This window comes from Streptomyces sp. NPDC018031 (assembly GCF_044327625.1).
Classification (GTDB): Bacteria; Actinomycetota; Actinomycetes; order Streptomycetales; family Streptomycetaceae; genus Streptomyces.
Genome location: NZ_JBIRFT010000005.1, coordinates 257,234 through 282,020, shown reverse-complemented (window position 1 = coordinate 282,020; position 24,787 = coordinate 257,234). Strand labels below are relative to the sequence as shown.

20 protein-coding genes are annotated in these 24,787 nt (G+C 73.9%); 11 read left to right on the top strand and 9 right to left on the bottom strand.

Features of this window, described 5'->3' with window-relative positions; translation table 11 throughout:
- Positions 1 to 19: 19 nt before the first annotated feature.
- Entirely contained in the window at positions 20 to 1,543 is a 1,524-nt protein-coding gene (locus ACH4B3_RS15805; protein ID WP_398463400.1) for a sensor histidine kinase, read from the top strand.
- 89 nt (positions 1,544 to 1,632) lie between these two features.
- On the opposite strand, the gene ACH4B3_RS15800 is transcribed toward ACH4B3_RS15805, so the two are convergent.
- From ACH4B3_RS15800 to ACH4B3_RS15785, 4 genes are all read right to left on the bottom strand, one after another.
- Positions 1,633 to 2,250, bottom strand: coding sequence for a 2'-5' RNA ligase family protein (locus ACH4B3_RS15800; RefSeq protein ID WP_398463399.1), 618 nt, complete (start codon positions 2,248 to 2,250; stop codon positions 1,633 to 1,635).
- 26 nt (positions 2,251 to 2,276) lie between these two features.
- Positions 2,277 to 4,781 (bottom strand): SpoIIE family protein phosphatase, encoded by a 2,505-nt coding sequence (locus ACH4B3_RS15795; RefSeq protein WP_398463398.1) that lies wholly within the window; start codon positions 4,779 to 4,781, stop codon positions 2,277 to 2,279.
- A 229-nt stretch (positions 4,782 to 5,010) separates the two neighbouring features.
- Complete coding sequence (locus ACH4B3_RS15790; RefSeq protein WP_398463397.1) at positions 5,011 to 6,996, bottom strand: glycoside hydrolase family 5 protein; 1,986 nt, start codon at positions 6,994 to 6,996, stop codon at positions 5,011 to 5,013.
- Complete coding sequence (locus ACH4B3_RS15785) at positions 6,993 to 7,907, bottom strand: phosphatidylinositol-specific phospholipase C (RefSeq protein WP_398463544.1); 915 nt, start codon at positions 7,905 to 7,907, stop codon at positions 6,993 to 6,995. The genes ACH4B3_RS15790 and ACH4B3_RS15785 overlap by 4 nt, the downstream gene beginning before the upstream one ends.
- A gap of 362 nt (positions 7,908 to 8,269) precedes the next feature.
- Between ACH4B3_RS15785 and ACH4B3_RS15780 the strand changes: the two genes are divergently transcribed.
- Complete coding sequence (locus ACH4B3_RS15780; protein WP_398463396.1) at positions 8,270 to 9,343, top strand: hypothetical protein; 1,074 nt, start codon at positions 8,270 to 8,272, stop codon at positions 9,341 to 9,343.
- 67 nt (positions 9,344 to 9,410) lie between these two features.
- Here ACH4B3_RS15780 and ACH4B3_RS15775 read toward each other — a convergent pair whose 3' ends face one another.
- Positions 9,411 to 10,094, bottom strand: a complete 684-nt coding sequence (locus ACH4B3_RS15775) for a DUF899 domain-containing protein (protein WP_398463395.1) — start codon at positions 10,092 to 10,094, stop codon at positions 9,411 to 9,413.
- Entirely contained in the window at positions 10,091 to 10,315 is a 225-nt protein-coding gene (locus ACH4B3_RS15770) for a PT domain-containing protein (protein WP_398463394.1), read from the bottom strand. Before ACH4B3_RS15770 ends, ACH4B3_RS15775 begins: the two co-directional genes overlap by 4 nt.
- 308 nt (positions 10,316 to 10,623) lie before the next feature.
- Between ACH4B3_RS15770 and ACH4B3_RS15765 the strand changes: the two genes are divergently transcribed.
- Positions 10,624 to 11,547: a MurR/RpiR family transcriptional regulator gene (locus tag ACH4B3_RS15765; protein ID WP_398463393.1), complete on the top strand. Its 924-nt coding sequence runs from the start codon at positions 10,624 to 10,626 to the stop codon at positions 11,545 to 11,547.
- Positions 11,548 to 11,896: 349 nt separating this feature from the next.
- The gene (locus tag ACH4B3_RS15760) at positions 11,897 to 12,280 is read left to right on the top strand and encodes a hypothetical protein (protein ID WP_398463392.1); all 384 of its coding nucleotides are present in this window, start codon (positions 11,897 to 11,899) and stop codon (positions 12,278 to 12,280) included.
- Positions 12,281 to 12,535: 255 nt separating this feature from the next.
- On the opposite strand, the gene ACH4B3_RS15755 is transcribed toward ACH4B3_RS15760, so the two are convergent.
- Positions 12,536 to 13,987: an MFS transporter gene (locus ACH4B3_RS15755; RefSeq protein ID WP_398463391.1), complete on the bottom strand. Its 1,452-nt coding sequence runs from the start codon at positions 13,985 to 13,987 to the stop codon at positions 12,536 to 12,538.
- Positions 13,988 to 14,073: 86 nt separating this feature from the next.
- On the opposite strand from ACH4B3_RS15755, the gene ACH4B3_RS15750 reads away from it, so the two are divergent.
- Positions 14,074 to 14,460, top strand: coding sequence for a MarR family winged helix-turn-helix transcriptional regulator (locus ACH4B3_RS15750; protein WP_398463390.1), 387 nt, complete (start codon positions 14,074 to 14,076; stop codon positions 14,458 to 14,460).
- A gap of 197 nt (positions 14,461 to 14,657) precedes the next feature.
- On the opposite strand, the gene ACH4B3_RS15745 is transcribed toward ACH4B3_RS15750, so the two are convergent.
- On the bottom strand, positions 14,658 to 15,902 hold the full coding sequence (locus ACH4B3_RS15745; protein ID WP_398463389.1) for an MFS transporter: 1,245 nt from the start codon (positions 15,900 to 15,902) through the stop codon (positions 14,658 to 14,660).
- A gap of 72 nt (positions 15,903 to 15,974) precedes the next feature.
- On the opposite strand from ACH4B3_RS15745, the gene ACH4B3_RS15740 reads away from it, so the two are divergent.
- Together ACH4B3_RS15740 and ACH4B3_RS15735 are read left to right on the top strand one after the other, a co-directional pair.
- Positions 15,975 to 16,817, top strand: a complete 843-nt coding sequence (locus tag ACH4B3_RS15740; RefSeq protein ID WP_398463388.1) for a LysR family transcriptional regulator — start codon at positions 15,975 to 15,977, stop codon at positions 16,815 to 16,817.
- Between the two features lie 262 nt (positions 16,818 to 17,079).
- Positions 17,080 to 18,588: an alkaline phosphatase family protein gene (locus ACH4B3_RS15735; RefSeq protein ID WP_398463387.1), complete on the top strand. Its 1,509-nt coding sequence runs from the start codon at positions 17,080 to 17,082 to the stop codon at positions 18,586 to 18,588.
- Between the two features lie 798 nt (positions 18,589 to 19,386).
- Here the strand turns inward: ACH4B3_RS15735 and ACH4B3_RS15730 are convergent.
- On the bottom strand, positions 19,387 to 19,893 hold the full coding sequence (locus ACH4B3_RS15730) for a MarR family winged helix-turn-helix transcriptional regulator (RefSeq protein ID WP_398463386.1): 507 nt from the start codon (positions 19,891 to 19,893) through the stop codon (positions 19,387 to 19,389).
- A 126-nt stretch (positions 19,894 to 20,019) separates the two neighbouring features.
- Here ACH4B3_RS15730 and ACH4B3_RS15725 point away from each other — a divergent pair, with 126 nt between their 5' ends.
- The 4 genes from ACH4B3_RS15725 to ACH4B3_RS15710 all read left to right on the top strand — a co-directional run bounded on the left by ACH4B3_RS15725 (position 20,020) and on the right by ACH4B3_RS15710 (position 24,667).
- Entirely contained in the window at positions 20,020 to 20,610 is a 591-nt protein-coding gene (locus tag ACH4B3_RS15725; protein ID WP_398463385.1) for a malonic semialdehyde reductase, read from the top strand.
- 52 nt (positions 20,611 to 20,662) lie between these two features.
- Entirely contained in the window at positions 20,663 to 21,886 is a 1,224-nt protein-coding gene (locus ACH4B3_RS15720) for an MFS transporter (protein ID WP_398463384.1), read from the top strand.
- A gap of 437 nt (positions 21,887 to 22,323) precedes the next feature.
- Positions 22,324 to 22,827: a hypothetical protein gene (locus ACH4B3_RS15715; RefSeq protein WP_398463383.1), complete on the top strand. Its 504-nt coding sequence runs from the start codon at positions 22,324 to 22,326 to the stop codon at positions 22,825 to 22,827.
- 1,180 nt (positions 22,828 to 24,007) lie between these two features.
- Positions 24,008 to 24,667, top strand: coding sequence for a DsbA family protein (locus ACH4B3_RS15710; RefSeq protein ID WP_398463382.1), 660 nt, complete (start codon positions 24,008 to 24,010; stop codon positions 24,665 to 24,667).
- Positions 24,668 to 24,787: the final 120 nt, after the last annotated feature.

Here is a 24,787-nt window from a genome sequence, read left to right as displayed (position 1 = left end):
CGTCCCGGGTGCGGCCGGAGTGCCGGCCCGGCTCCGGGACCTGGGGCTGTGGCTGCTGGTGTGCCTGCCGCCGGTCGCCGCGGCGGTGGTGTCCCCGGACGGGCCGGCCGTGGTGGCGGCGGTGGCCGCCGTGCCGCTGCTGGCCGTCGCCGTGCTGCTGCGACGGCGCCGCCCGCTGGCCGCGCTGGCCGTTCCGGTCGCCCTCGGCCTGGCGTCGAGCGCCGAGCTGTCCGCCCCGGCCTGCTGGCCGGCCCTGGCCCTGTTCGGCTACCTGGCCGGCTGCCGGATGCCGGCGGCCCGTCCCGCGGTGTGGTTCTTCGGGGTCGTCGCGGCGGCCGGTCTGCCGCTGTGCGTACTGGTCGAGCGCGACCTGTGGGGATGGCCCACCCACCTGCTGACGGTGCTGTGCGGCGTGGTCCTGCCGTGGCAGCTGGGCCGCTACCGCCGCCAGTACGCCGCGCTGGCCCGCACCGGCTGGCGGCTCGCCGACCGCCTGGAGCGGGAGCAGTCCGCCGTGGCCGAACGTTCCCGGTACCGGGAACGGGCCCGCATCGCCGGGGACATGCACGACTCGCTCGGCCACGACCTGACGCTGATCGCGGTCCGGGCCGGCGCGCTGGAGGTCGACCCGGCGCTGGACGCCCGCCACCAGGCGGCCATGGGCGAGCTGCGGGAGGCCGCCGCGGCGGCGACCGAGCGGCTGCGGGACGTCATCGGCGTCCTGCGGGCCGACGGCGAACAGCCGCCGCCCCCGGAGCAGGGCGTCGGCGACCTGGTCGACCGGGCGCGGGCCTCCGGGGTCCGGGTCACCCTGGACGACCGGGGGGACCTGGACGGCCTGCCGCCCATGGTGGTGCTCGCCGTCGGCCGGGTGGTGCAGGAGGGGCTGACGAACGCCGCCAAGCACGCGCCGGGCGCGCGGGTCCTGGTCCGGCTGGAGCGCGCGGGCGCGGCCGGGAACCTCTCGCTCACGGTGGCCAACGGGCCGGCCACCGCGGCGGCCCCGTTCCCGCCCGGGGTCTTCGGAGGTTCCGGGCTGGTGGGACTGGACGAGCGGGTACGGCTGGCGGGCGGCACCCTGCGCGCCGGTCCGACGGCCGACGGCGGCTTCGCCGTCACCGCCGACCTGCCGGCCGCCGCCGGTGCCGGGCCCCGGCCGGCCACCACCGCCCCCACCCGTACCGCCGCCGAACTGGACCTCGTCCGCCGGGAGATCCGGCGCCAGGGGAAGCGGACCGTCGTGGTACCGGTCGCGGTGCTGGCCGGGATCCTGCTGCTGATGGTCCCGGTGAGTCTGCTCAGCTCGTCCTTCTCGGTACTGGAGCGGTCCCGGTACGAAGCGCTGTCCGTCGGCGAGACACGCGACGAGGTGGAGTCCCGGCTGCCGCTCTTCACCAGGGACGCCCCGCCGGACGACGCGCCCGCCGAACCGCCGGGCCAGGACTGCGTGTACTACAGCACCGGGCTGCTGTCCGGCGACGCCTACCGGCTCTGCTTCGCCCACGGCCTGCTGGCCTCCAAGGCGGTGGTGGGGCGGTCGTAGCGGTCGGGGCATACCGGCGCGGGGCGCCGCCCGCGCCGCGGCGCCGGCGGCCGGGTCGGCGTCCGGTGCCGCCCCGGGGGCACCGCCCGCTACCCGGCCGGCTCGCCGTCGGCGGGCCCGGGCACCCAGGTCACCTCGCCGGTGCCGAGCGCGACCGCGGCCCGCGGCCGCATCGGTCCCTCGCCCCGGCGGGAGAGCAGCACCACCTCGGTCACGGTGGCCGACGCGCCGCCGAGCAGGGCCTCGCACCGGGCGGCGAGCGGGCGCGGGTGCCGGCTCCGGCCCAGGGAGAGGTGCGGGGTGAAGCCCCTGGACCGGCCCGACCGGCCCGACCGGCCCTCGCACAGGGGGAAGCGCGACTGGAGCGCATGGTGCAGGGCCGCCCAGGGGGCCGCCCCGCCCGAGGCGGGGTCGAGCCAGAGGGTGGCGTCCCGGCGGTGCCGGAAGTAGCGCACGCCTTCCAGCCGGGCGGTGAACGGCGGTGTCCCGGCCGCCGCCGCGGCGACCAGCGGGGCCGCCCGCGCGAAGTCGGTCTCCGGTACGAACCCGAAGACCAGGTTGACGTGCGGCGGCCAGCGGTCGATCTGCCGGTCGTGTTCCCGTCGGATGTGCTGGATCGGGGGCCACAGCTCCGGGGGCGGGATCCAGGCGACCGCGCTCCGCGCCGTCGGCGGAACGGCGAGGACGTCGGTGGGCGTGGCTTCCACGGGGCGGCTCCCCACGGCCGGAGCGGTCAGGCCACTTGCCCGGCCGGCGGCGCGAGCCACTGCTCGGCCCAGATGGTCTTGCCGTGCGGGGTGTACCGGGTGCCCCAGCGCTGGGCGCACTGGGCGACCAGGAAGAGTCCGCGGCCCCCCTCGTCGGTGCTCCGGGCGTGGCGCAGGTGCGGCGCGGTGTTGCTGCCGTCGGAGACCTCGCAGATCAGGTGCCGGTCCCGGATCAGCCGCAGCCGGATCGGCTCCGAACCGTAGCGGACCGCGTTGGTGATCAGTTCGCTCACGATCAGCTCGGTGGTGAACGCCGCCTCCTCCAGGCCCCATGCGGTCATCTGCCGGCCGGCCCGGTGCCGGGCGTCGGCGACCGCCGCGGGGTCCCCGGGCAGGTCCCAGAAGGCGATGTCCTCGTCCGGCAGGCCCCGGGTCCGCGCGATGAGGAAGGCGACGTCGTCGTGCGGGCGGTCCGGCAGCAGGGTGCGGACCATGGTGTCGCAGATCTCCTCCAGCGGCCGGTCCGGGTGCGCCAGCGTGAAGAACAGGCGCTCGAACCCGGTGTCGATGTCGCGGTCGCCCGCCTCGATGAGCCCGTCGGTGAAGAAGGCCAGCACGCTCCCCTCGGCGATCTCGATGTCCGCGCACTCGAACGGCAGGCCGCCCAGGCCCAGCGGCGGCCCGGCCGGCACGTCCGGCATCTCGACCGGGTCGTCCCGCCGGGAGATCACCGGCGCCGGGTGTCCGGCCCGGGCCACGGTGGCACGGCGGTCGATGGGGTCGTAGACGGCGTACACGCAGGTGGCCCCGATGACGCCGCTCCCGCCGGCCAGGGAGCCCTTGCTCTCCTCCTCCTCGGAGAGCCGGATGACCAGGTCGTCGAGGTGCGCCAGCAGTTCGTCGGGCGGGAGGTCCAGATCGGCGAGGGTGTGCACGGCGGTCCGCAGCCGTCCCATGGTGGCCGCCGCGTGGATACCGTGCCCGACCACGTCTCCGACCACCAGCGCCACTCGGGCGCCGGAGAGGGGGATGATGTCGAACCAGTCACCGCCCACGCCCGCCTGCACGTCCGCGGGCAGGTAGCGGTACGCGGCGTCCACCGCGCTCTGCCGTGGCAGCCCGTGCGGGAGCAGGCTGCGCTGAAGGGCCAGCGCCGCGTTGTGCTCCCGGGTGAAGCGCCGGGCGTTGTCGATGCACACCGCGGCCCGCGCCACCAGCTCCTCGACCAGCAGCAGGTCGTCCTCGTCGAACGGGTCCGGGTTCTTCCACCGGGCGAGGGACACCACCCCCATGGTGATGCCCCTGGCCTGCAGCGGGACCGCCATGGCCGAGTGGATGCCCAGCTGGCGCACCTTGGCCGCGCGGGCGGCGTCCGCCACCAGCTCCGGCTCGGCCGGGTCCACCGAGGTGCGCAGGATCGCCTGTCCGGTCCGCAGGCACCTGGTCGGCAGCGAACCGGGGACGTGGCGCGACGGCTCACCGGGCTGGACCACCGCCTCCGGCAGGTCCTTGTGGATCGACCGGTGTGCCGCACGGCGGAGCGTCTCCCCCTCGTCGACCGGGCCGGGGTGCAGCTCCTCCGCGCGCACCACCGCGTCGACGAGGTCGATGGAGACGAAGTCGGTCACGCGGGGCACCAGCACGTCGGTGAGTTCGCGGGCCGTCTCGAGCAGGTCGAGGGTCGTGCCGATGCGCCAGCTCGCCTCGTTCACCAGGGCCAGCCGCTGCCGCGCCCGGTAGTGGCGGGTGACGTCGACGTCGGTCTGGCAGACCCCGAGGACCCGTCCGGAGGGGTCCTGGAGCCGGTACGACATCCCGGAGCGGACGTGGCCGCCGGTGGCCCAGGAGTCCGGGTCGGTGGGCGCGGAGCGGAACTGCTCCAGGGCGAGCGCCGGCACTCCGGCGTCCAGCACCTGCCGGGCCTCCCGCTCGATCGCGGAGCCGTCGCCGCCGGGCATCGACTCACCGGGGCGCCGGCCCAGCCGCGGTGCCGCGGCCACGCCGTCCATCCGTTCCTGGGCCGGATTGATCAGCAGGTACCGCAGCTGGGAGTCCATCACGGCCATGCCGTACGGGGACTGGCTGAAGAGCGCGCGCAGCACCGCCTGCTCCCGCTCCCACGCCCGCCAGTCGGCGGCCTCGGTGGCGACCACCAGCCAGCTGGGTTCGCCCGGCACCGCGGCGAGCTGGAGCGCCCGGACGACCAGTTCCAGCGGGTGTCCGTCGTGGTGCCGCACGGACACCCGCGCGGCCCAGCAGCCGTCCACCCGGTGGCGCTCGGTGATCACCGGAGTGCCGGCGTCGCCCCCGGCGAGCAGCGAGGTGACGGGCCGCCCCACGACCTCGGCGGCCCGGTAGCCGAGCAGTTCCCGGGCGCCGGCCGTCCACCGCTCGACCACACCGTGTGCACCGATCACCGCGACAGCGGCGTGTGCCGCGTCGAGCGGGCTGCCCGCCGCGCCGTCCCAAGCCCCGGGTGTGCTCATCAGCGCCTGCCCATCCATGGCGATGATTCCACCGGAATCAACCATATCCGGCTTGTGTGGTGCCGGGCTCGGTCAGCGGCGGAGCCTGGTGCCGGAACCGCGCGCACGCCCGGGGCACACCCTGGCTCCCCTGGGAGCAGGCCCACCCGCTTCACCACCGGCGATCGACTGCACCTTGTGTTCCCAGGTCGATCGCCGCTTCATTCTCAGATTCGAAGGAATTGCGGTGAAGCCGTCGGAACGCCGGCCCCGGTGGGCGGGGGCTCCCGGACGGCTACCGGGGGCGGCAGAGCAGCGCGGCCGGTGCCGCCGTGGAGCCGACGCGTCCGGTGTAGGCGATTCCGGCCGCGTACTCCCCGCCGCCGCACTGCCCCTTGTAGCGGCCGTGGGCGAATTCGCCGCCCGGGTCGCCCGCGGGCCGGTTGTCACCCCGGTCGAACCAGACGGTGCGGCCGGCGGTGGCGCCGAGCGGGCCGCGGGCCGGCACGCACAGCGCGGCCGAGACCGCGGCGCCGCGCACGCTGTAGCCGATCAGGAACTCCCCGGCCGGGCACTCCAGCTTGGTGTAACCGGTCGCCCAGTCCCCGCCGGTGACGTACCGCTCGTCGCGCACCACGGTGTACCTGCCGTCCGCCGCCCGCAGATCTCCGGTGCCGGTGTCCGTGCACAGCCCGCGGCCGCCGGTGTGGGCCAGGCCGATCAGCCGCTGCCCGTCCGGGCAGACGCCTTTCCGGGCGCCCGGGTCCCAGTCGCCGCCGGCCGGGGTGCGCAGCGAGCGCACGGCGTCCGCGTGGTCCAGGGTCAGCATGTTCCAGCGGGCCGGGACCGCGACCGGTCCGCCCCGGGACGGGGCGCCGACCAGCTTCCGCCAGTCGCCGGCCCGCCAGTCACCCCCGTCGAGGATTCCGGACCGGCGGCCGGCCGGGTCGTAGCGGAGCAGCGCGAAGTCGTCGCCCTTGCCGTCGCCGCTCCAGCCGACCAGCGGCCAGTACGCGAAATCCGTGTCCTCGGCGGCGAGATGGTCGGTGACGTCGGCGAACCACGCCCTTGCCCGGGCCCCGGTCTCGCCCGCCCCGACGCCGAACTCGCTCACCCATACCGGCGCGGTGTGGTGCGTCCCGCCGTCCGTGACGAACAGCGCCTGTTCCCGCAGCACCCGGTACAACTCGGCCCGGGACAGGTCCTGGTAGCGCGGGTCGTGGGTCTCTCCGACGCCGGTCGCCCCGGAGTGCCTGGGCCCGGTGAAACCGTAGAAGTGCGCCGAGTACACCAGCTTCCCGGACCGCAGCAGCGTGTGCGAGAGGGTGCGCACCGGGGTCAGGGTCGGCCGGTCGTGCGGCAGCCCGTCGACCGGTACGCCGGTCCAGTTGATGCCCTCGACGACGATCAGCAGATCCGGGTTGGCCTGGGTGAGGATGCGGTCCGCGGCCTGCTCGGCGGCGGCGAACCAGTCGTGATCGTCACCGCCGCCCCAGTTGGGGTCGTCCCAGATGTCGCGGCGTACCTCGTTGTACAGGTCGGCGCCGACCACCCGCTTGTTCTCCCGGTAGCGGCCGGCCATGAAGGCCCAGTCGTCCACCCAGCGCGCGGTGGTCTGGGAGGTGTTCCAGCGCTCGTTGCCGTCCAGCCCGCAGCACCAGCGCGCGGTGGTCGAGTGGTTGTTGAGGATCACCGCGAAGCCGTCGGCGGTGAGCGCCGCGACGACCGCGTCGTACACCTCCAGCGGCGTCTTGCCGCGGAGCCGCGGGTTGGCGGCGACCGCCGCGTCCGGTACCGGGTCGGTGACGTGGATCGTCTCGTTGGCGAACGGCAGCCGGACGCTGTTGATGCCCAGGCGGTGGAAGTCCGCCAGCAGCGTGGCGAGCGGGGCCCGGTCCAGGCCGAGGGGGAGCAGGTTCGAGTTCTCGCCGGCATGGTGGTTGGCGGCGTCGGCGCTGTCGCCGGAGCCGGTCCAGCTGCCCTGGGCGCCGCCCCAGTTGGCCGACCTGAGCTTGAACCGGTCGCCGGACGCGTCGACCACGTACCGGCCCCGGGTCGACAGCGGCCCCGTCCAGGAGGCGGCCGCCGGGGTCGCGGACGGCCCGCCCCGGTCGGCCCCGGAGGCCGCCGGGTCCGCCGCGGCGGGCGGGGCGGGCGAGGCGGCTGGGGTGGGCGAGGCGGCTGGGGTGGGCGAGGCGGCCGGGGCCGCCGCCGGGTAGCCGGTGAGCAGTGCCACCAGCGCGACCGGGGGCAGCACCCGGCGGACCAGGAGCCGGCTCATGCCCGCCTCCCGGCTGCCGGCCCGGCGGTTCGGTTGTGGGCGATCAGGGTTTCGACCAGCCCGGAACGGGTGTCGGGGAAGTCCATCGGCACGATGCCCAGCCCGCGCCAGCCGGCCGCCTCGGCGCCGGTCAGCAGCGCGTGCACCCGGGGGTTGAGGCGGTCGGCGTTCCAGCGGGGCGGCAGCGCCGCCGAGGTGCTGACGAAGTTGACGTACTGTCTGCCGGGCTGCGCCACGGCCCTCCTGAAGTGGGCCTCGATCTTCGGGTACTTGGCGCCCGGCTCGGCGTTCCAGTCGTCCTGGACGTCGAACACGGCCGGATCGCCCCAGCGGATGCCGCCGGGCAGGCCGGGGTTGTCGGCCATCAGGACGACCCGTCCGCGGACCTCCCCCAGCCGCGGCCAGGCGTCGCCGATGTGGAACAGCGAGCGCCAGCCGCGCCGGTCGAGATAGTCCTCGAACACGGCGCCGAAGGCGGCGGCGCCCGCCTCCGAGTACTCCTGCTTGACCCGCATCAGGACCGTCTCGGAGGGCTGCCGGGTCAGGAAGTCCCGGCAGGCGGTCAGGACGTCGTCGAAGTTGAGGTGCTGGTAGAACGCCCCGTGGTGGATGGTGAACGAGCCGTCGATCACCCGGCAGCGGATGTCCAGGAACCGGATCCCGGAGGCGAGTTGTTCGCCGATGGTGGTGCGCTGGCACTCCACCCACCAGCCGCCGAAGCGCGCGCCGGCATCGTGGGTGCCCGGGATCGTCAGGTCCGGCAGCGGTGTGGCGGCGTCGATGCCCGCCATCCAGTCCCGCACCCCGAGCGGACGGACCGCTTCCGCCGTCCCGGCCACGGCTCTCGGGGCGGAGCCGAGCACGGCGGCGGAGGTGGCTCCCGCGGCGGCGAGGAAGGCGCGGCGACTCATGGACATGCGGGCCCCGGATCGGTGAGAGCGGGCGGCGCCGTACGCGGGAGCAGGGGCGTGCGGCCGGACCTGGTGCGGCGGTGCGGGACATCGGAGGCGTGCCCACCTACCCACCGGTAGGCGACATCAGCATGACGCCCGGTCACCCCCGGTTCAAGAGCCCGGACGGTAAAGGGCCGGACACCCGCGAGCCCGCGGCCACCGCTCCCGTCCCGCGGGCGGGACCGGCGGGGCCGGACCCGCCGGTCCGCTCACCGCCGGGTCCGCGACCGCCGGCCCGGAGGCGATCAAGCCCGGACGGCGCGACGATGGGAGACGGGACGGGCCGGCCCCACCTCGATCCGGACGGAGGATCCCGCGCCATGGAGGGCCAACACACGGAGATTCCCCCGCCGGCCGACGACCCGCGCCCCCTCGTCTACGCGATCGGCACGCTGGGTTTCGGCTTCCCGACCGAAGCGCGCAGGGACGCTTTCCGCCGACGGATGGAGCCCGTGCCGGAGCCGGGGACCGCGGACGGCGGTCAGACCGGTCCCCCGCCGGATCCGGACCACCCCGGGCAGTTGCGCCGCTACCTCATGGGCAACCCGTGGGCGTCCGACAAGCTGACCTGGACACTCGACGGGGACCACACGCCGGTCTACGCGCTGGAGGCGGAGACCCCGGTCGGCCTGGACCGCAGCGGCCCGCCCGGCCCCGGGCCGAGCGGGCCGGCGGAGCGGGACGCCCCGCGGCGGGCCGCCGAGGACCCGGGCGAACTCGCGAGGCTGCTGGAGACCCTCCGGTATCCACCGGTGTCCAGGGTCTACCGGATCTTCCGGGACGCGATCGCGGGCCAGGGCCTGCCGGCGGACGATCCGGGGTTCGTCTCCCGGGTGACGGTCCCCGGACGGCTGACGGGAAGGTCGACGCGCCTGCGCTCGGGACAGGTCGTCCCCGTGGTCGAGGTCAGCGCCCACGGGCTGCACGCCTGGTACGAGCGCGCGCTGATCGACAGGGCCACCGCGGCGATCAGCGGGCAGGCGGCCGGCCACGACCCGGCGTGGAGCGGGGCCGGCTCCCCCGGCCGGTTGGAGGAGCAGCTGCGCGCCCTCCTGGACAAGGTCTACCAGCAGTTCCGCAACCTCGGGCGGAGCGCCGCCGACCGGGCGGCCAACCACGTCGGGACCGACGCGTTCCTCCTCGGCACCCTGCTCGGTGACGGACTGCTGTCCGCGCGGCACGTCCCCGGGGCGCGGGACCACCTCTACGCGCTGGAGGGCATCAGCGTCGCCGGCAGCCCGGCCTGCCGACCCGGCTCGGACTGCCACGACGTCGTCGTCACCTTCCGCGACCCGGCGGACGGCGGACGGCCGCGGGTCGCCTACCGGTTCACCATCGACGTCAGTGACGAACTCCCGGTCAGCCTGGCGCCGGTGCACGTCAGCCGGCGGTGAGCGTCCCCGGCGTATCACCGGCCGGGGCCGCGGGCCCGCCCGCGCCGGGCCCGCGGCCCCGGCCCCCTCACCGCGGCTCGGGCGCGGAGCCGCCGTACGCGTCGTGCCAGTTCCACCACTCGTAGGGCGGGGTCTGCGGATAGCCCTCGGGCGAGTCCTCCCACTCCTCCTGACGTCCCAGAGCGCTCATGTCGAGGTAGCTCCAGGTGCTCCCCAGTGCTTCGTCACCACGGGCGTTGACGAAGTAGGTGCGGAACACCCGGTCGCCGTCGCGGATGAACGCGTTCGTGCCGTGCCACTCGTCCACCCCGAAGTCGGCGTCGAAGTCGTCGGTGATCGTGTACCAGGGCATCGTCCAGCCCATCCGCGTCTTCACGCGCTCGATGTCCCGCTGCGGCGCGCGCGAGGCGAAGGCGAGGGTGGTGCCACGGGCGTTCAGGTGGGCGAGGTGACCGACGTGGTCGGCCACCATGGAACAGCCCACGCAGGCGTGGTCCGGCCAGCCGGTGACACCGGGCTCGAAGAAGGCCCGGTAGACGATCAGCTGCCGACGGCCTTCGAACAGGTCCGGCAGACTCGCCCTGCCTCCGGGGCCGTCGAACGCGTACGCCTTGTCCACCGCCAGCCACGGCATGCGCCGCCGGCGGGCGGCCAGCGCGTCCCGGGCCCGGGTCAACTCCTTCTCCTGCCGCAGGAGTTCACTGCGCGCCTGCTCCCACTCCCGCGCCGGGACGATCGGGGGTGTCTTCATCGGGCGCTCCCCTTCCTGGTCGGTTCGCTGGTCGGTTTCCTGGTCGGTTTCCTGGTCGGTTTGCTGGTCGGTTTGCTGGTCGGTTTCCTGGTCGGTTTGCTGGTCGGTTTGCTGGTCGGTTTCCTGGTCGGTGCCGCACCGTGGGCCGGAGCCCGGGCGGACTGGGCGCCCGCCCGGCGGGCCCCTGCCTCCAGGGTCGGCCGCCACCGGCACGGGCGCATGCCGGGGCACCAGCCCCGTGGGGGGCGCACACCACCGGCGCGGTCTCCCCTCCGGGGCGGACCCGTCGACCACCCCGCGGACGCCGGCCCGTCACCGCGCCCCCGGCCGCGGCACACCGGCGGGACCACCGCCCCTGCGCTGCCGTTCCCTCCTCCCTCCGGCGGCGGACGGGGAGACGGGCCCGCCGCGGCCACCGTCACCGGACGCGCCCGCCGGGCGGCGGCGCCGGCGGCCCCGGATATCCACCCGGGCGGCCACACGGGGTGAGCTATGTTGAGCGGGAGCGGGACGAGAAGGAGGCGCACCGGTGCCATCAGGGCAGCAGGCTCGCGCGCAGGCGTCTGCGATCACGCCGGGAAGACGGTCTCCGGAGGCCGAACCGGCCCCCGCGGACAAGGTTCGCGCGCTGTTCGGCGGTCACCGGCTGTCCCCGGCGCAGCGGCGTATCGCGCAGTACATCACCGATCACCTCACCGAGGCCGCGTTCCTGTCGATCACGGATCTCGCGGACCGGGTGGGCGTCAGCCAGCCGTCGGTGACCCGCTTCGCGACCTCCCTGGGCTTCGCCGGATACCCCGCGCTCCGGGAGGCGCTGCAGCCGATCGCGCTGAGCGCGGTCGCCGGCGCCCCGGCCACCGGGGAGGAGATCCGGCGCAACGAGCTACAGGCGGCCGTCGACGCCGAGATCGCCAACCTGGAGAGCCTTCGCCGGGTGTTCGCCGACACCGAGCAGGTGCTCGACATCGGCCGGGAGCTCGCCCGGTCGGTCCCGCTGACCGTCCTGGGCCTGCGGATCTCCGTCTCGCTCGCCGAGTACTTCGCGTACGCGGCGAAGCGCATCCATCCGGACGTGCGCCTGGTCTCCCGCGGGGGCAGCGTCGCCTACGACGCGCTGCTCCAGTCGCGCGAGGCCGGCGGGACCTGGGTGCTGGCGTTCGCGATGCCGAGGCACGCCAACGAGACCCTGGGGGCGATGCGGGCCGCGCGCAGTACCGGCCTGCGGGTCGCACTGATCACCGACCAGGCGCTCGGGCCGCTCGTGGAGGAGGCCGACGCGGCGTTCACCGCGCCCACCGGATCACGCCTCGTCTTCGACTCGTACGCGGCACCGGGGGTGCTGTCCGCGGCCATCCTCCAGGCGATGGCCGACGCCGACCCCGAGCGCACCCAGCTCCGGCTGGAGAAGTACGAGCAGGCCGCCGAGCAGCACGCCTTCTTCCTGGAGGACTGAGCCTGGCCGGGGGCCCCCGCCGAGCATGGCCCGGACCGCGGACGGGGGCCACCCTCACATACCTGCATGCATGAAATTTTTCATACCCTTGCCTACTTAGCAGTATGTATATTTACTGCCTGTGGCGCACGGGCCGGAAAGGGCTTGGGTCAGACAAGAGCTCGCGACGGCGAGCCCCGGCGCCACGTGGACGAACACCAACGGCCGGCAGCCTCCTCGTCGGCCCGGCGATGTTCCGTTCGGGCGGTCCGCTCCCCTCGGATGCCCTCGGTGGGCCCGGCCGACCCCTGGGCCGGGCCCACCGGCAACCGCCCCGCCATCACGACCCTCCGCCCCGGAAGCGACGACGATGTCCCAGACTTTCCCACCCATCAGCGCGGACTGGCCCAGCCAGGTCGCGGCCCCCGGGAGCCGGGACTGGGAGCGCGGGGCGGCCCGGTGGCTCCGGGATCTCCTCCCCGCCCGCTACGCGGGCTACGCGACCCTCACCCGCCACCACATCCTGCTCGCCCGGCACGCCCAGATCCACCTCCAGCACGAGATCCGGGCGGTCCGGGTCGCCCTGCGCACCAGCCGGGCGGAGCTGCCCGCCCTCGGCATCTCCGAGGGGGTCATCGAGAACACCATCAAGCTGTACGCCGCGGAACTGGAGCAACTGACCCGGCTGGCCTGCGGGGTGCGGCTGGTCACCGAAGCACTCCTGCGGGAACCGGGCGGGCGACGCAGACGGTGACGCCGGCCCCGTTCCACGCCCCGAGGGGCCCGCACACCGGCAGCGCGCCCGCGCGCCGACCACGAAAGGCCCCCCGACCGGGATTTCTCCCGATCAGGGGGCCATTTCGCACCGCCGGGGCGAGCGCAGCCGCACCCGCGGCCTCCGGCCGGGTGGGCGGTGATACACGCCGCGACCGCCGGAACGCCTCACCTCCACCGGCCGCGGCGCCTGCCCGCCGGTCTCACACGACCGGTGTGAGCGGCGGCGGAGGGGTCAGTCGACGAGGACGAAGGCCGGTTCTTCCGCCGGTTCGGTCGCCGCGCGCCGCCCCAGCACACCGGAGAGCGCGATGAGCAGACCGAGAGCGGACAGCACGGTCACCGCGATCAGCGCCGGGGTGAAGCCGGCGAGCAGTGCGTCCGAGCCGGTCTTGCCCTCGCCGCCGGCGGTGAGCACGGCGGTGACGATCGCGAGCCCGACCGCGCCGCCGACCTGCGTGGAGGTGTTCAGCAGACCGCCGGCCAGCCCCTGCTCGTGGTCCGGGATCCCGGCGGTCGCCTGGATGTTGAAGGACGCGAACGCCAGGGTGAACCCGATACCGAGCAGGACCATGCTGGGCAGGACACCAGCCACGTAGGGGGCGTCCCGGTCGACGACCAGGAAGAGCACATAGGCGAGGAGGTGGGCGATCACCCCGCCGGCGATGGTGCGCGCGGTGCCGACCCGTGCGACCAGCCGGTCCATGCGCGGCGAGCCGAAGGCGACGATCACCGCGGCCGGCAGGAAGCCGAGTGCGGTCTGGAGCGCCGACCACTCCAGCACCGACTGCAGGTAGAGCATGACGACGAACTGGAAGCCGATGTAGCCCCCGAAGAACACCGAGATACCCAGGTTGGCTCGTGCCAGCGCACCCGAGCGCAGGATGCCGAGGCGGACGAGCGGGTGCTTGCTGCGGCGTTCGATCGCGACGAAGGCGATCAGCAGGGCCGCGGCCAGGGCGAACTGGATCAGTGTGCTCGGTGCGGCCCAGCCGGCCTCCGGCGCCTCGACGACGGTGTAGACGAGGAGCAGCATGCCGGCGACCGAGGTGATCGCACCCGGCAGGTCGTAGCCGCCGGCGGGCCGGGGGCCGTCCTTGGGCAGCAGGCGGCTGGCCGCGACCCACGCCACGAACGCGATCGGCACCGGCAGGAAGAACGTCCACCGCCAGCCGACCTCGGTCAGTACGCCGGAGAGCACCAGCCCGGCCGAGTAGCCGCTGGCCCCGAAGACGGAGAAGATCCCCAGCGCCTTGTTGCGCGCCGGTCCCTCGGCGAACGTGGTGGTGATGATGGACAGCGCGGCGGGTGCGGTGAAGGCCGCCGCCACGCCCTTGAGGATGCGGGTGGCGATCAGCAGGGCGCCGGAGTCGACCATGCCGCCGACCATCGAGGCGAGGGCGAAGACGGCCACCGCCGTCAGGAAGACGCGGCGGCGCCCCAGCAGGTCGGCGGCGCGGCCGCCCAGCAGCAGCAACCCGCCGTAGCTCAGGACATAGCCGCTGACGATCCACTGCAACGCGCTGGTGGACAGGCCCAGTTCGTCCTGGATGGAGGGAAGCGCGATGCCGACCATCGACACGTCAAGCGCGTCGAGCCCGACGACGAGGGATGCGGTGAGCAGGATGCCCCACGACTTTGCGGTCCACCCGGAGGCGGAGGTGATGACGGGTGCGGAAGGACTCATGGCGTCACACTTACATGCACGCGCATCGAATGCAACTGCATTTAATTCTCCTGCATCAAATGCGGGCGCATGCTACCCTGGGGCCCATGACCGGTAGCTCGGAGCAACAGTTGGTCGAGGAGTGGCGCAGCCTCCTCGCCCGGCACGCCGCCGTGCACAACGCCCTCGAGTGCGAGCTACAGACCCAGCACGGCATGAGCGTCAGCGAATTCGAGGCGCTGGAATCCCTCGCCTCCTCCGAACACGGCAAGTGCCGGGGCCAGGACCTCGGCAACGTCGTCCATCTGAGCCAGAGCGCCGCGTCCCGACTGGTCGCCAGGCTGGAACGGGACGGCCTGGTGGAGCGCGTCATGTGCGACCTCGACCGCCGCGGCATCTTCGTCGTCCTCACCGACGAGGGCCGCCGCCGCCACACCGAGGCCCGGCCCACCCACCGCTCCGTGCTCGCCCGGACCCTCAACGGAGACCACTGACCCCCCACACCCGGCCGCGACCGATACGCCCAGTCCCCTTCCGGACGGGGCCCACGCAGGGCCGAGGCCTGACGTGGTGCGCACCCGAGCCGCGAGCGCGATCCCGCCGAACATCGGAGCGATCCCGGCCGGCATGTCTCGACGGGTCGCGCGTCACCGAAGCGGCATGACCGCAAGCATGCGCATGGGCTCCCGCTTCACACGCCGGGCCGGGTGCGGGCCGCACCCGGTTCACGGTCCGGCGCCCCGGCGGGGCCGGCACCGCTGAGCGGAGGCCGCGTTCGGGTGAGCGAGCGGCGGGACAGCAGGCACCCGGCCAGCGCGGCGGCGAGGCCGGCCAGCCCGGCCGCCGCGAAGCCGCCGGCCGGCCCGGTGACGTCGGTCGCCACCCCGGCGAGCGGGGACCCGAGCGCGAAACCCGCGCTCTGCGCGGACGATTGCAGGCCCGTCACTTCGCCCCGCACGCCGGCCGGCGCCAGCCGGCTCACCGCGTCGGCCACCGCGGAGAGAGCCGGCGCGGTGAGAAGGCCGGGGCCGACCACGGCCACGCACAACCAGGGCCAGTCGTGCGCGAGCCCGGCGGGGATCGTCGCCAGCCCCAGCAGGCCGAGCAGCAGCCACGTGGGCAGCGGCCGGGGCAGCGCACCGTAGACCAGCCCACCGACGACGGAAGCCGCACCGAACACGGCGATGACCACGGCGGCCCAGGACACCTGGCCCGCGTCGTCGAGGGTGGCGACGATGGCGAGGTCGACGCCGCTGAGCAGCGTCGTGGTGCCGAACCCCATCGCCAGCACGGCGATCATCCCCGCGCCCAGCCACTCCCGGCGCGGGGGCCGCCCGGCCGCGGCCCCGTCCACTTCGCCCGCGGCCCGCAGCGGCGGGTCGAGCAGGACCATCCCGACTCCGCCGGCCACGATGGCGGCGCCGACCGCCCACGCCATCACGCCGGGGGACGTCTGCGCCGCACACAGGATCACCACCGCCGGGCCCACCATGTACGACAGCTCGCCCTGCACCGACTCCAGCGCGAACGCGGCCCGGCGCTGCTCCGCCGTCGTCATCGCGGCGATCGCCTGCCTGGTCACCGGCTGGGCCGGCACCATGAACAGACCCGCCGCGAAGGCGGCGCCCAGCAGGATCCCGTACGGCAGGACCGGCACGCTCAGCCAGAACACGACCTGCGCCGCGACCGTCGACAGCAGCACGGTCCGCAGGCCCCGCCGGTCGATCATGCGGCCGAGCAGCGGCCCGCCCAGCGCCAGTCCGGCGGTCAGGGCCGCCGCGACCCCGCCCGCCGCCGCGTAGCCCATGTCCAGGCCCAGCAGGACGTACATGGTCAGCGCCATCACGTCGGCCGTGATCGCGGTACGGGCGAGCAGCGATACACCGAGCAGGGGCGCCATCCCCGGCACGGCGAGTACCTGGCGGTATCCGGTCACCCGCGTGACGCTAGATAATCCGCCACGCCATAGGAAGTCGTTGTTTCATTGGAGCGGGCATAATGAATAGTTATGGCCAGGGATCTTGAGACCGTCCTGCTGCGGTCCTTCGTCACCGCCGTGCGGGCGGGCAGCATCAGCCGCGCCGCGACGGCGCTCGGACTCACTCAGCCCGCCCTCAGCCAGCAGGTGCGCAAGCTCGAGAGCACGGTCGGCCATCCGCTGCTCCACCGGTCACCGTCCGGCGTCTCACCGACCCGGGCGGGTGAGGAGCTCCTGCCGTACGCCGAACGCATCCTCTCGCTCTGCGCACAGGCACTCACCGAGACCGGGCGCGCCCTGACCGGCCACTGCGGCGTCGGGCTGCTCGAGGACCTCGCCGCGTCCCAGCTCCCGCAGACCCTCGCGGACCTCGCCCGGCTGCACCCCGGCGCGACGCTGGAGGTGCTCAGCCTCTCCAAGGCCGGGATGCGGGAGGCCTACGACGCGGGCCGCGTCCAGCTCGTGCTCGACGAGGTGCCGGACCTTCCCGGGCCGACGCGCTGGACGGTACGCCGCCCGCTGGTCTGGGCGGTCGGCCAGGGCGTGGACGTGAACGCCGACCCGCTGCCGGTGGTGCTGTTCTCGAACGTCTGCTCCTGGCGCACGGCGGTGCTGGAAGCACTGGAACGCGCCGATCGGCGCTGGCACATGGCGTTCGAAAGCAACAGCCTGGTCGGTGTGCTCGCCGCGATCCGGGCCGGGCTCGGCGTCGCGGCGCTCATGCCGGCGAACCTCGAACCGGCCATGGCCTGCCACGGCGCGGACGCCCTGCCCACCCTGCCGGACGTCGAGCTCGGTCTCGCACGTCACCCGCGGACCGAAGGCGATCCGCTGATCGACGCCGTGGAGACCGCGCTGCGCCGCACCATCTGAGTCCCCGCGCACGGGCGCGACGCCCCGACCCGGCGACGTCACGCTCGGCCGGAGTCACGGATCACCGACCCCGCGCGGCACGCCCCGAGTAGCATCACGAACTGATAACGGGTCTGGTCCAGAAGTCGCGCCCTGTTCACTCGCGGGGAGGTGCCCGTGAACCTGATCGAGGCCGGCCTCTCGGACGCTTGTGGCCGGCGGCGCACGACCCGCCGTCACCCCTACCTCTCATCCGTCAGAGCTCCAGGGAGATTCCGTGCCCATGTCCCGTTGTCTTCGCACCGCCCTGGCGGCCGCCGTGGCGGTCACCGCGCTGCCCCTGGCGGCCGCCGTCCAGGCAGGCGCGGCGGAAAGGACGGAAGCGCCCCGCGCCGCGGCGGGGGCCAAGCGCGCCAAGTCGCTCGTGATCGGCATCGACGGCGCCACGTTCGGCAAGTTCGACGCGGCGAGGATGCCCACCATCGACGGGCTCAGGGCCGACGGCCTGACCGCCCCCGGCAACCTGTACGCCCCGCCGATGGCGCCCACCTCCTCCGGGCCGGGATGGTCCACGATCGTCACCGGCGTCTGGCCCGACAAGCACAAGGTGGTGGACAACTCCTTCAACGGCAGCGACTTCGCCCGGTACCCGGACTACGGCACCCGCCTGGAGGCCGCGAACCCCGCCCTGAACACCCTGGTCGTCGGCACCTGGGGCCCCATCACCTCCCAGGTCTTCGGCCCGGCCGCGGACACCCGCATCGCCGGCGCCGACGACGCCGACACCACGGCTCGGGCGGCGGCCAAGCTGGCCGGCACCGACGCGGACGCCACCTTCGTCCACCTGGACGAGGTCGACGGAGCGGGCCACGACCACGGCGCCGCAAGCCCCCGCTACCGGGAAGCCCTGGAGACCGCCGACAGCCAGGTGAGCCGGCTGCTGACCGCCGTCACCTCCCGCCCGACCTATCCGGACGAGGACTGGCTGATCATCATCGCCGCCGACCACGGCCACACCGACGGCGGTGGCCACGGCGGCAGCAGTCCCGGCGAGCGGGAGACCTTCGTGATCGCCAAGGGCGCCGGCATCACACCCGGTTCGGTCCGCCACGACGTCAAGATCGCCGACATCGCCCCCACCGTGCTGGCACACGCCGGAGTCACCGCCTACCCGGCCTGGCAACTGGACGGCAAGCCGATCTCCGCCCTGAAGCCGGACGCCTTCGACGCACTGCGCCCGTCACTGCGCACCCGGGTCGACGAGACCGGCCTGCCCTCGACCGTCAAGGGCTGGACCGACACCGCTCCGGCGGGCTGGAGCGTGGACAACTCGGCCATGCCCGCCGGCGGGGTGACCGAGTGGCGCGGCTGGTCCTTCGCGACCGACCGGTTCTGGACCAACACCCAGCTGGGCCAGGGCCGGGAGACCAACGTGCGGGCCCGGGACGTCTTCGCCGTCGCGGACTCCGACGAGTGGGACGACAAGGCGCACGGCGCCGGGCAGTTCGACTCCACACTGATCAGCCCGGCCTACCCGGTGACGGGCGGCACGCGGGCCACCGTCTCGTACGCCTCCCACTACAAGGTGGACGGCCCGCAGACCGGCGATGTGTACATCTCCTACGACGGTGGCGCGCCGCGACTGCTGAAGTCCTACCGCTCGGACGTCAACACCGTCGAGCGGCTCACCGTCGACGTACCGGCCGGCGTCACCTCGGCCCGGCTGCGCTTCCGCTACACCGGCACCAACAGCGCCTTCTGGACGGTCGACCAGGTGACCGTCGCCCGCTGAACCGGCTGAACCCAGGACGTCCGGTACACGGCTCTGCGGCGCGATGGCGCGGACGCCGTCCGCAGGGGCGGACCGTGAGACCCCTTGCGCTCTCACGGTCCGCCCTCCCAGCCGCTGGCGTCGTCCATCTCCTACGGAACGGCGTTCGTCGATCGGGTGCGGAGGCAGTGGGTGATCGAACGACTCGGGAACGTCGACGAGAGATGGTTCTGGCTCACCTTCGGTCGCGACACCGGAAACGGTCTGTACATGCGCCTCCGCGAGGAGGACTTGGACCGACGATTCCCCGGCCTGCTCCAGGCCGTGATTGCCGCGGATAGAAAGAAGCGGCGAGGTGGGTCGACGCAGGACGGCGGTGGCCGACGAGGGCAGCGGGCCGTACCGGCGAAGGCGAGGAGGTGTGCGGCCCTGCCCTCGCGGCGACGGTGGAGCACACGGGGGCGACCCGCTCCGGCGAGCCCACCGATCGGGCACCCGGACGCTCCCGCGACGACCTGAGCACGACAGCCCACCCGGCCGCGGACGGCGGGGCATCGCTGCCGCTTCGGTGGCGTGGCCGCGGGCGTCGCCGTTACCCCGGCGCCCGCAGGGGGGAGCTCGCGGGCACGCCGCACTCCTTGCCGGGTCACCCTGGGCCGAGCCGGATCGTGCGGCGCGAGCCACGCCGTGACGCCGTTGACCAGGACGGCGGCCATCCGCGCGAGGTCCGCGCCGGCCGGGAGGCCCGCCGTCATCGCGGCATGGGCGACGGCGACCTCGGCATAGCGCCCGTTCGCGCGGAGCTCGAGAGTCGTGGAGTCAGGCGATCGACGTGTCTCCGAGGGCCTCGCTGATGTCGCGCAGCGCGTCCGCGGCCCGGGTGACGGTATCGCGGTCGACGTCGGCCAGCAGCCGCTCGTAGTTGCGCAGGTGGTCGGCCATGGCGGAGTCGATGACGGTGGCCCCGCGCTCGGTGAGGCGGATGTACACGACCCGGCGGTCACCGCCCTCCCTGACCCGCTCGACCAGGCCTTTCGCCTCCATCTTGTCGATGCGGTTGGTGATGGCGCCGGACGTCACCATGGCGGCCTTGAGGAAGGCGCCGGCGGTCAGTTGGTACGGCGGGCCGGAGCGCTTGAGCGTGGTGAGCACGTCGAACTCGCCGTAGTCCAAGCCGTGCCGGGCCGCCGTGGCCTTGCAGCTCTTCTCGACCACGCGCGCGAGTCGCTGGATCCGGGCCAGCGCGTGGACCGGCCACAGATGAGGGACCAGGTCGGGGCGTTCCTTCTCCCACTGCCCGACGATCGCGTCCACGGCATCGCTCATCACGACTCCTCCCTGTTCATCTCACCAGACACAGTCTCAATGTTAAGACACTTGACGCTGAGATGACAGTCATGCTTCTATCTCAACGTTGAGATTGTTAATGCTGAATGACCGGAGCGGCACGCCATGAGCCTCGTACTCGACCCCATCGCCCAGGACCTCCTCTTCCGGGAGGCCCGCACCGCCGGCACCTTCACCGACGAGCCGGTGACCGAGGAGCAGGTGCGCGCCGTGCACGACCTCGTCAAGTACGCCCCCACCGCCTACAACACCAACCCCCTGCGGGTGACCCTCGTACGGTCCCCCGGGGCCCGGCGGCGGCTTGCGGCACTGATGGACGAAGGAAACAGGGCCAAGACGGAGGCAGCACCGCTCGTCGCGATCCTCGCCACCGACAACGAGTTCCACGAGGAACTCCCCGCACTGCTCCCGCACTTCCCGCAGGCGCGGGAGACGGTCTTCGCCGAGCGGCAGGTGCGCGAGAAGACCGCGCTGCTCAGCGGCGCGCTCCAGGCCGCGTACTTCCTCCTCGGCGTGCGCGCGGCGGGCCTGGCCGCAGGCCCGATGACCGGTTTCGACCACGCCGGCCTCCGACAGGAGTTCCTGGACGACGACCACACCCCGCTGATGGTCGTCAACATCGGCAGGCCCGGCGAGAACGCGTGGTACCCGCGCTCCCCGCGCCTCGCCTACGAGGACGTCGTCACCACCGTCTGAACCCTCCCCTGCCCTGCCCTGCCCCCTGCTCCTTTCGCCGATGGAGACCGCCATGTCCTTGCTCACCCGCACGAAGGCGCCGACCACGACCGCTGCCGCGGCAGCGTCTCCGCCTCCGGTCCTGTGGCTCGCACTGCTGGCCACGCCGATCGCCCTGAGCGCCAACAGCCCGGTGCTGATCCTCCCGGAGATGGCGGCCGCGCTGGACGTCCGAACCTCCACGGTCACCTGGATCGTCACCGCCTTCGCCTGGGCGATGGCCGTCGGCACCCCGCTGATGGCGAACGTACTGCGCCGCCGTGGCCTGCGCACCGCCCTGCGCACCAGCGCCGCGGCCGTCGTGGCGGGCACGGCGCTGGTGGCCTTCTCCCCGTGGCTGCCGCTCGTGATGGGCGGCCGCGCAGCCCAGGCCGTGGGCGGCGCGGGCCTGGTGACCGTGGCGATGAGCCTGGCCGGCTCGGCCCGGCGGATGGGCGTCATCACGGCCGGCTTCGGAGTCATGGGCGCGGTCGGTCCGCTGCTCGGCTCGCTCGTCGCCGAGACCGTCTCCTGGCGCCTCTCGCTCTCCGTGTCCCTGCTCGGGCTGCTGGCCCTCCCCGCGGTCCTGCGCGGGGCGGAGACCACGGCCCCCACGACGCGAACTCCCTTCGACGCCCGCGGCGCCCTGCTGCTCGTCCTGACCGCCACGGCGCTGGTGATCCTGCCGCGCTACCCGCTGGCGGCCCTGCCCGCCGCGCTCCTGGGAGCCGTACTCCTCGGCCTCCACGTACGTGCGGTCCCCCACGGCTTCGCGCCCCTGGCAGTGCTCCGCAGCCCGGTGTTCGCGGTGTCCGCCCTGCTCGCGATGACCCTGTCGACCTCGTACTTCACCCTGCTGTTCACGATCCCCCAGCTGCTGCGCGACCGCACCGACTGGTCGACCCCGGCCATCGGCGCGGGCCAGATGGCCGCCCTGCTCGTCGGCTCCCTGCTCTCCTGGCTCCTCGCGGCCGCGTCGGCCCGGATGAACCGCTCCCGGGTCATCACGATCCTCCTCGTCCTCGGCGCCCTGGCCCCCCTCGGCACCCTTCTCACCCCGTGGGCCCCGCTGCTCCTCCTCGCCGCCTCCCTCGCGGTCTTCGCCACGACGGCCGGCAACGGAGTCCTCGCGGTGCACGCCGTCCAGGCCACTCCCGCCCCCGACCGCCCCACCACCATCGGCCTCTTCAACCTCGCCTACCAGCTGGGCGGCGCCTTCGGACCGGCCCTCGCGGCCCTGCTGACCATGGGGACATGAGCCCAGCCGGTCCGCGACGGCAGGAGCGCCCCCTCGGCCCGGGTCCACCGGGGCAAGGGGGCGCTGACGCTTCCGGTGCCGCCTCCGTACCGGAGGCATCGCGTCATCCGGTCGGGACGTGTTCCGGTGGCGGTTCGGCGATCTCCGTGGCGATGGCCAGTCGTGCGCACGAGCCCCGCGCTGCGGCTCGTCGACGGGGCCGAGCCGCGCCCGGGACCGGAACAGGGGTGCGACGGGGTCCGCCGGCGGCGAGGAAGCCGCGGCCGGGCTCCTGAGCCGTTCGGACCCCTTCCCGGCATTTCGCCCCGCCGGCTCCGTTCCGTCGCGGTTAGCTGTCGTGGTGCGCGGCGTCGACGCCGGCGCTCCCGGACCGCCCGTGCACGGGTCGCACCGCCGGGGAGGGCTCCCACCGGGGCCGGCCGAGAAGGGAGTACCGCATGCACCGCGACAAACTCGCGATCTACCTCAACGACCACCTGGCCGGTGCCACCTTCGGTGTCGGACTCGCGCGGCGCATCGCCCACCAGCACCGCCACTCGACTCGCGGCACCGACCTGAAGCGCATCTCCGAGGAGATCGCCCAGGACCGGCAGACCCTGCTCGCGGTCATGGACGCGCTCGACGCCGCCCCCCGCCGTTACAAGGTCTACGGTGGCTGGGCAGCCGAGAGGCTGGGGCGTTTGAAGCCGAACGGTGTGCTGTACCGGCGATCCGGGCTGAGCACGCTTGTCGAGCTCGAGACCCTGCGGCTGGGCGTCGAGGGAAAGACCCTGATCTGGCGCACCCTGCTCATCGTGGCCGAGGAGGAGCCCCGTCTGGACGAGTCCCGGCTGCGGGGCCTGCTGGAGCGGGCGCGGGGCCAGATCGACACACTGGAGGCGTTGCGTCTCGCGGCAGCGGCGGCCGTTCTTCTCCCTGGAACGCACCGGCGCGCGTTCTGACCGCCCGCGCGACCGCGGCTGACGTTCGCCCTCTCGGTGGGATCCGCCGCCCTGGTCACTCCCCGGGTCCCGGCCCCGCGCCGGGTGGCCCGGGGTTTCCGTGCCGCGCCGTGACCTTCCTTGGCTACGATCAGCCGCGATGAGAGAACGGCGCGGGATCGTCCGGAACGGCGTGGCAGGGCAGCACCTCGACCTGTCACCGCTGCTGAGCTGTGTCGCGCTGCTCCTCGCGTTGTGGTGGGCCCTGCCGGTGTGCGCGCATGCTTCCGGCGATGCGGTCTCCGCCCTGAAGCCGCGGCCGGTGGCCGTGGCCGGCGTGCCACACGACACGAAAGCCCCGTCGGCGACCGGAGCCGCACCGGAACACCTCTGCCCGGACCCGAGCCATGGGGCGGGAGAGGAGCACTGCCGCCGCGCCGGGGACCCGGTCCTGGCCGCTGTGCCGTCACCACCGGTCCCCGCGGTCAAGGCGACGCTCCCCCGGCCGGCGCGGCCGGCATCGCCGCCTGACCGGCCGGTGACGTCCGACGTGTTCGGTCGGGCTCCCAGCATCCACGAGCTCCAGATCCGGCGGACGTAGACCGGGATCACGCGCGCGTCTGGACCACCCGGCACGCAGGCTCACCCCGGCATGGCCCTTGCGGCGCAGCGGGGGACGGCCGAGGACCAGGGGGAAACGCCTCGGCGGGACCGCGGTCGGCTGCCGGCGGGTCGAGCCGGTGACGAGGGCAGGCATGCTCGCGCAGCGGGTGCCGCTGCCCGGTGACCGTCGCTCGACCTGGACCGGTTGGCCAGGCCGGACACGGCAAACCCCGTGCCCGCCCGGCACGGTCGCGGTCGCGGTCGCGGTCGCGGTCGCGGTCGAAGGATCGTCCGGCCCGACCGCAGGGCCGCATCGTCGCCCCGTCGTGATGGGCGGTACGAAGCTCGGCGATTCGGGCCGGAGAGAAGCGCCCGCGCGAAGGGGACTTGCGCCGCTCCCACCTCGTTCCCGGCCGGCCGGATCGCGGCCACGCCCATCGGACACGTCCGGCGCGTGCCGTGCGAAGCCCGGACCGGACCTTCCGCCCCGGCGATGACGCGCGCAAACAGCCGAAACACCCCGGTGGCACGGGCCCGAAGGGGCTCCCCCGCCTCACTCGACCAACGACGCACACCCCCACCCGACAACCGAGGAATCATGAAGAAACACTTGATCGTCGCCGCTGTGATGGTGGCCGCACTGGCCGCCGCCTTCGGTTCCTTCCTGCTGTTCTCTCCCAACAGCCCGCGCAACGCGGGGCCGGACATCGAGCCCGCCGCCGACGCGCGACCCGTACGCCCCTCCAGCCACCGGCTGACGCAGCCCGAGCGGAGCGAGCTGACCGTGGTGGAATTCCTCGACTTCGAGTGCGAGGGGTGCGGTGCGGCCTATCCGATGGTGGAGAAACTGCGCGAGGAGTACGGCGACCGCGTCACGTTCGTCGCCCGCTACTTCCCGATGCCCGGCCACCACAACGGTGATCTCGCCGCACGCACCGTGGAGGCCGCGGCGCGGCAGGGGAAGTTCGAGCAGATGTACAGCAAGCTGTTCACCACCCAGGCCGAGTGGGGTGAGGCGCGGGAGTCGAAGGAGGACGTCTTCCGCGGCTATGCGAAGCAGCTCGGCCTGGACATGAAGCGCTTCGACACCGACCTCGAAGACCCCGCCACGGCAGAACGCGTCGAAGCGGACCAGCGCGACGGGCTGGGTCTCGGTGTACAGGGCACTCCGACGTTCTTCGTCGACGGCGACAAGGTCGCGCCGGGCTCGTACGAGGAGTTCAGTAAGCTGATCGAGGACCGGCTGGCCGGCCCCTGACCGAGCCGCCTCGCAGCCGCCACGCCGCCTCGGCCCGCACCCCGGGCCGAGGCGGCGTGCCCGCGCCCGGCTGGCCGGTGCTTCCCCTGCCCCGGAGCCGGCTCGGAGCCGGCTCGGAAG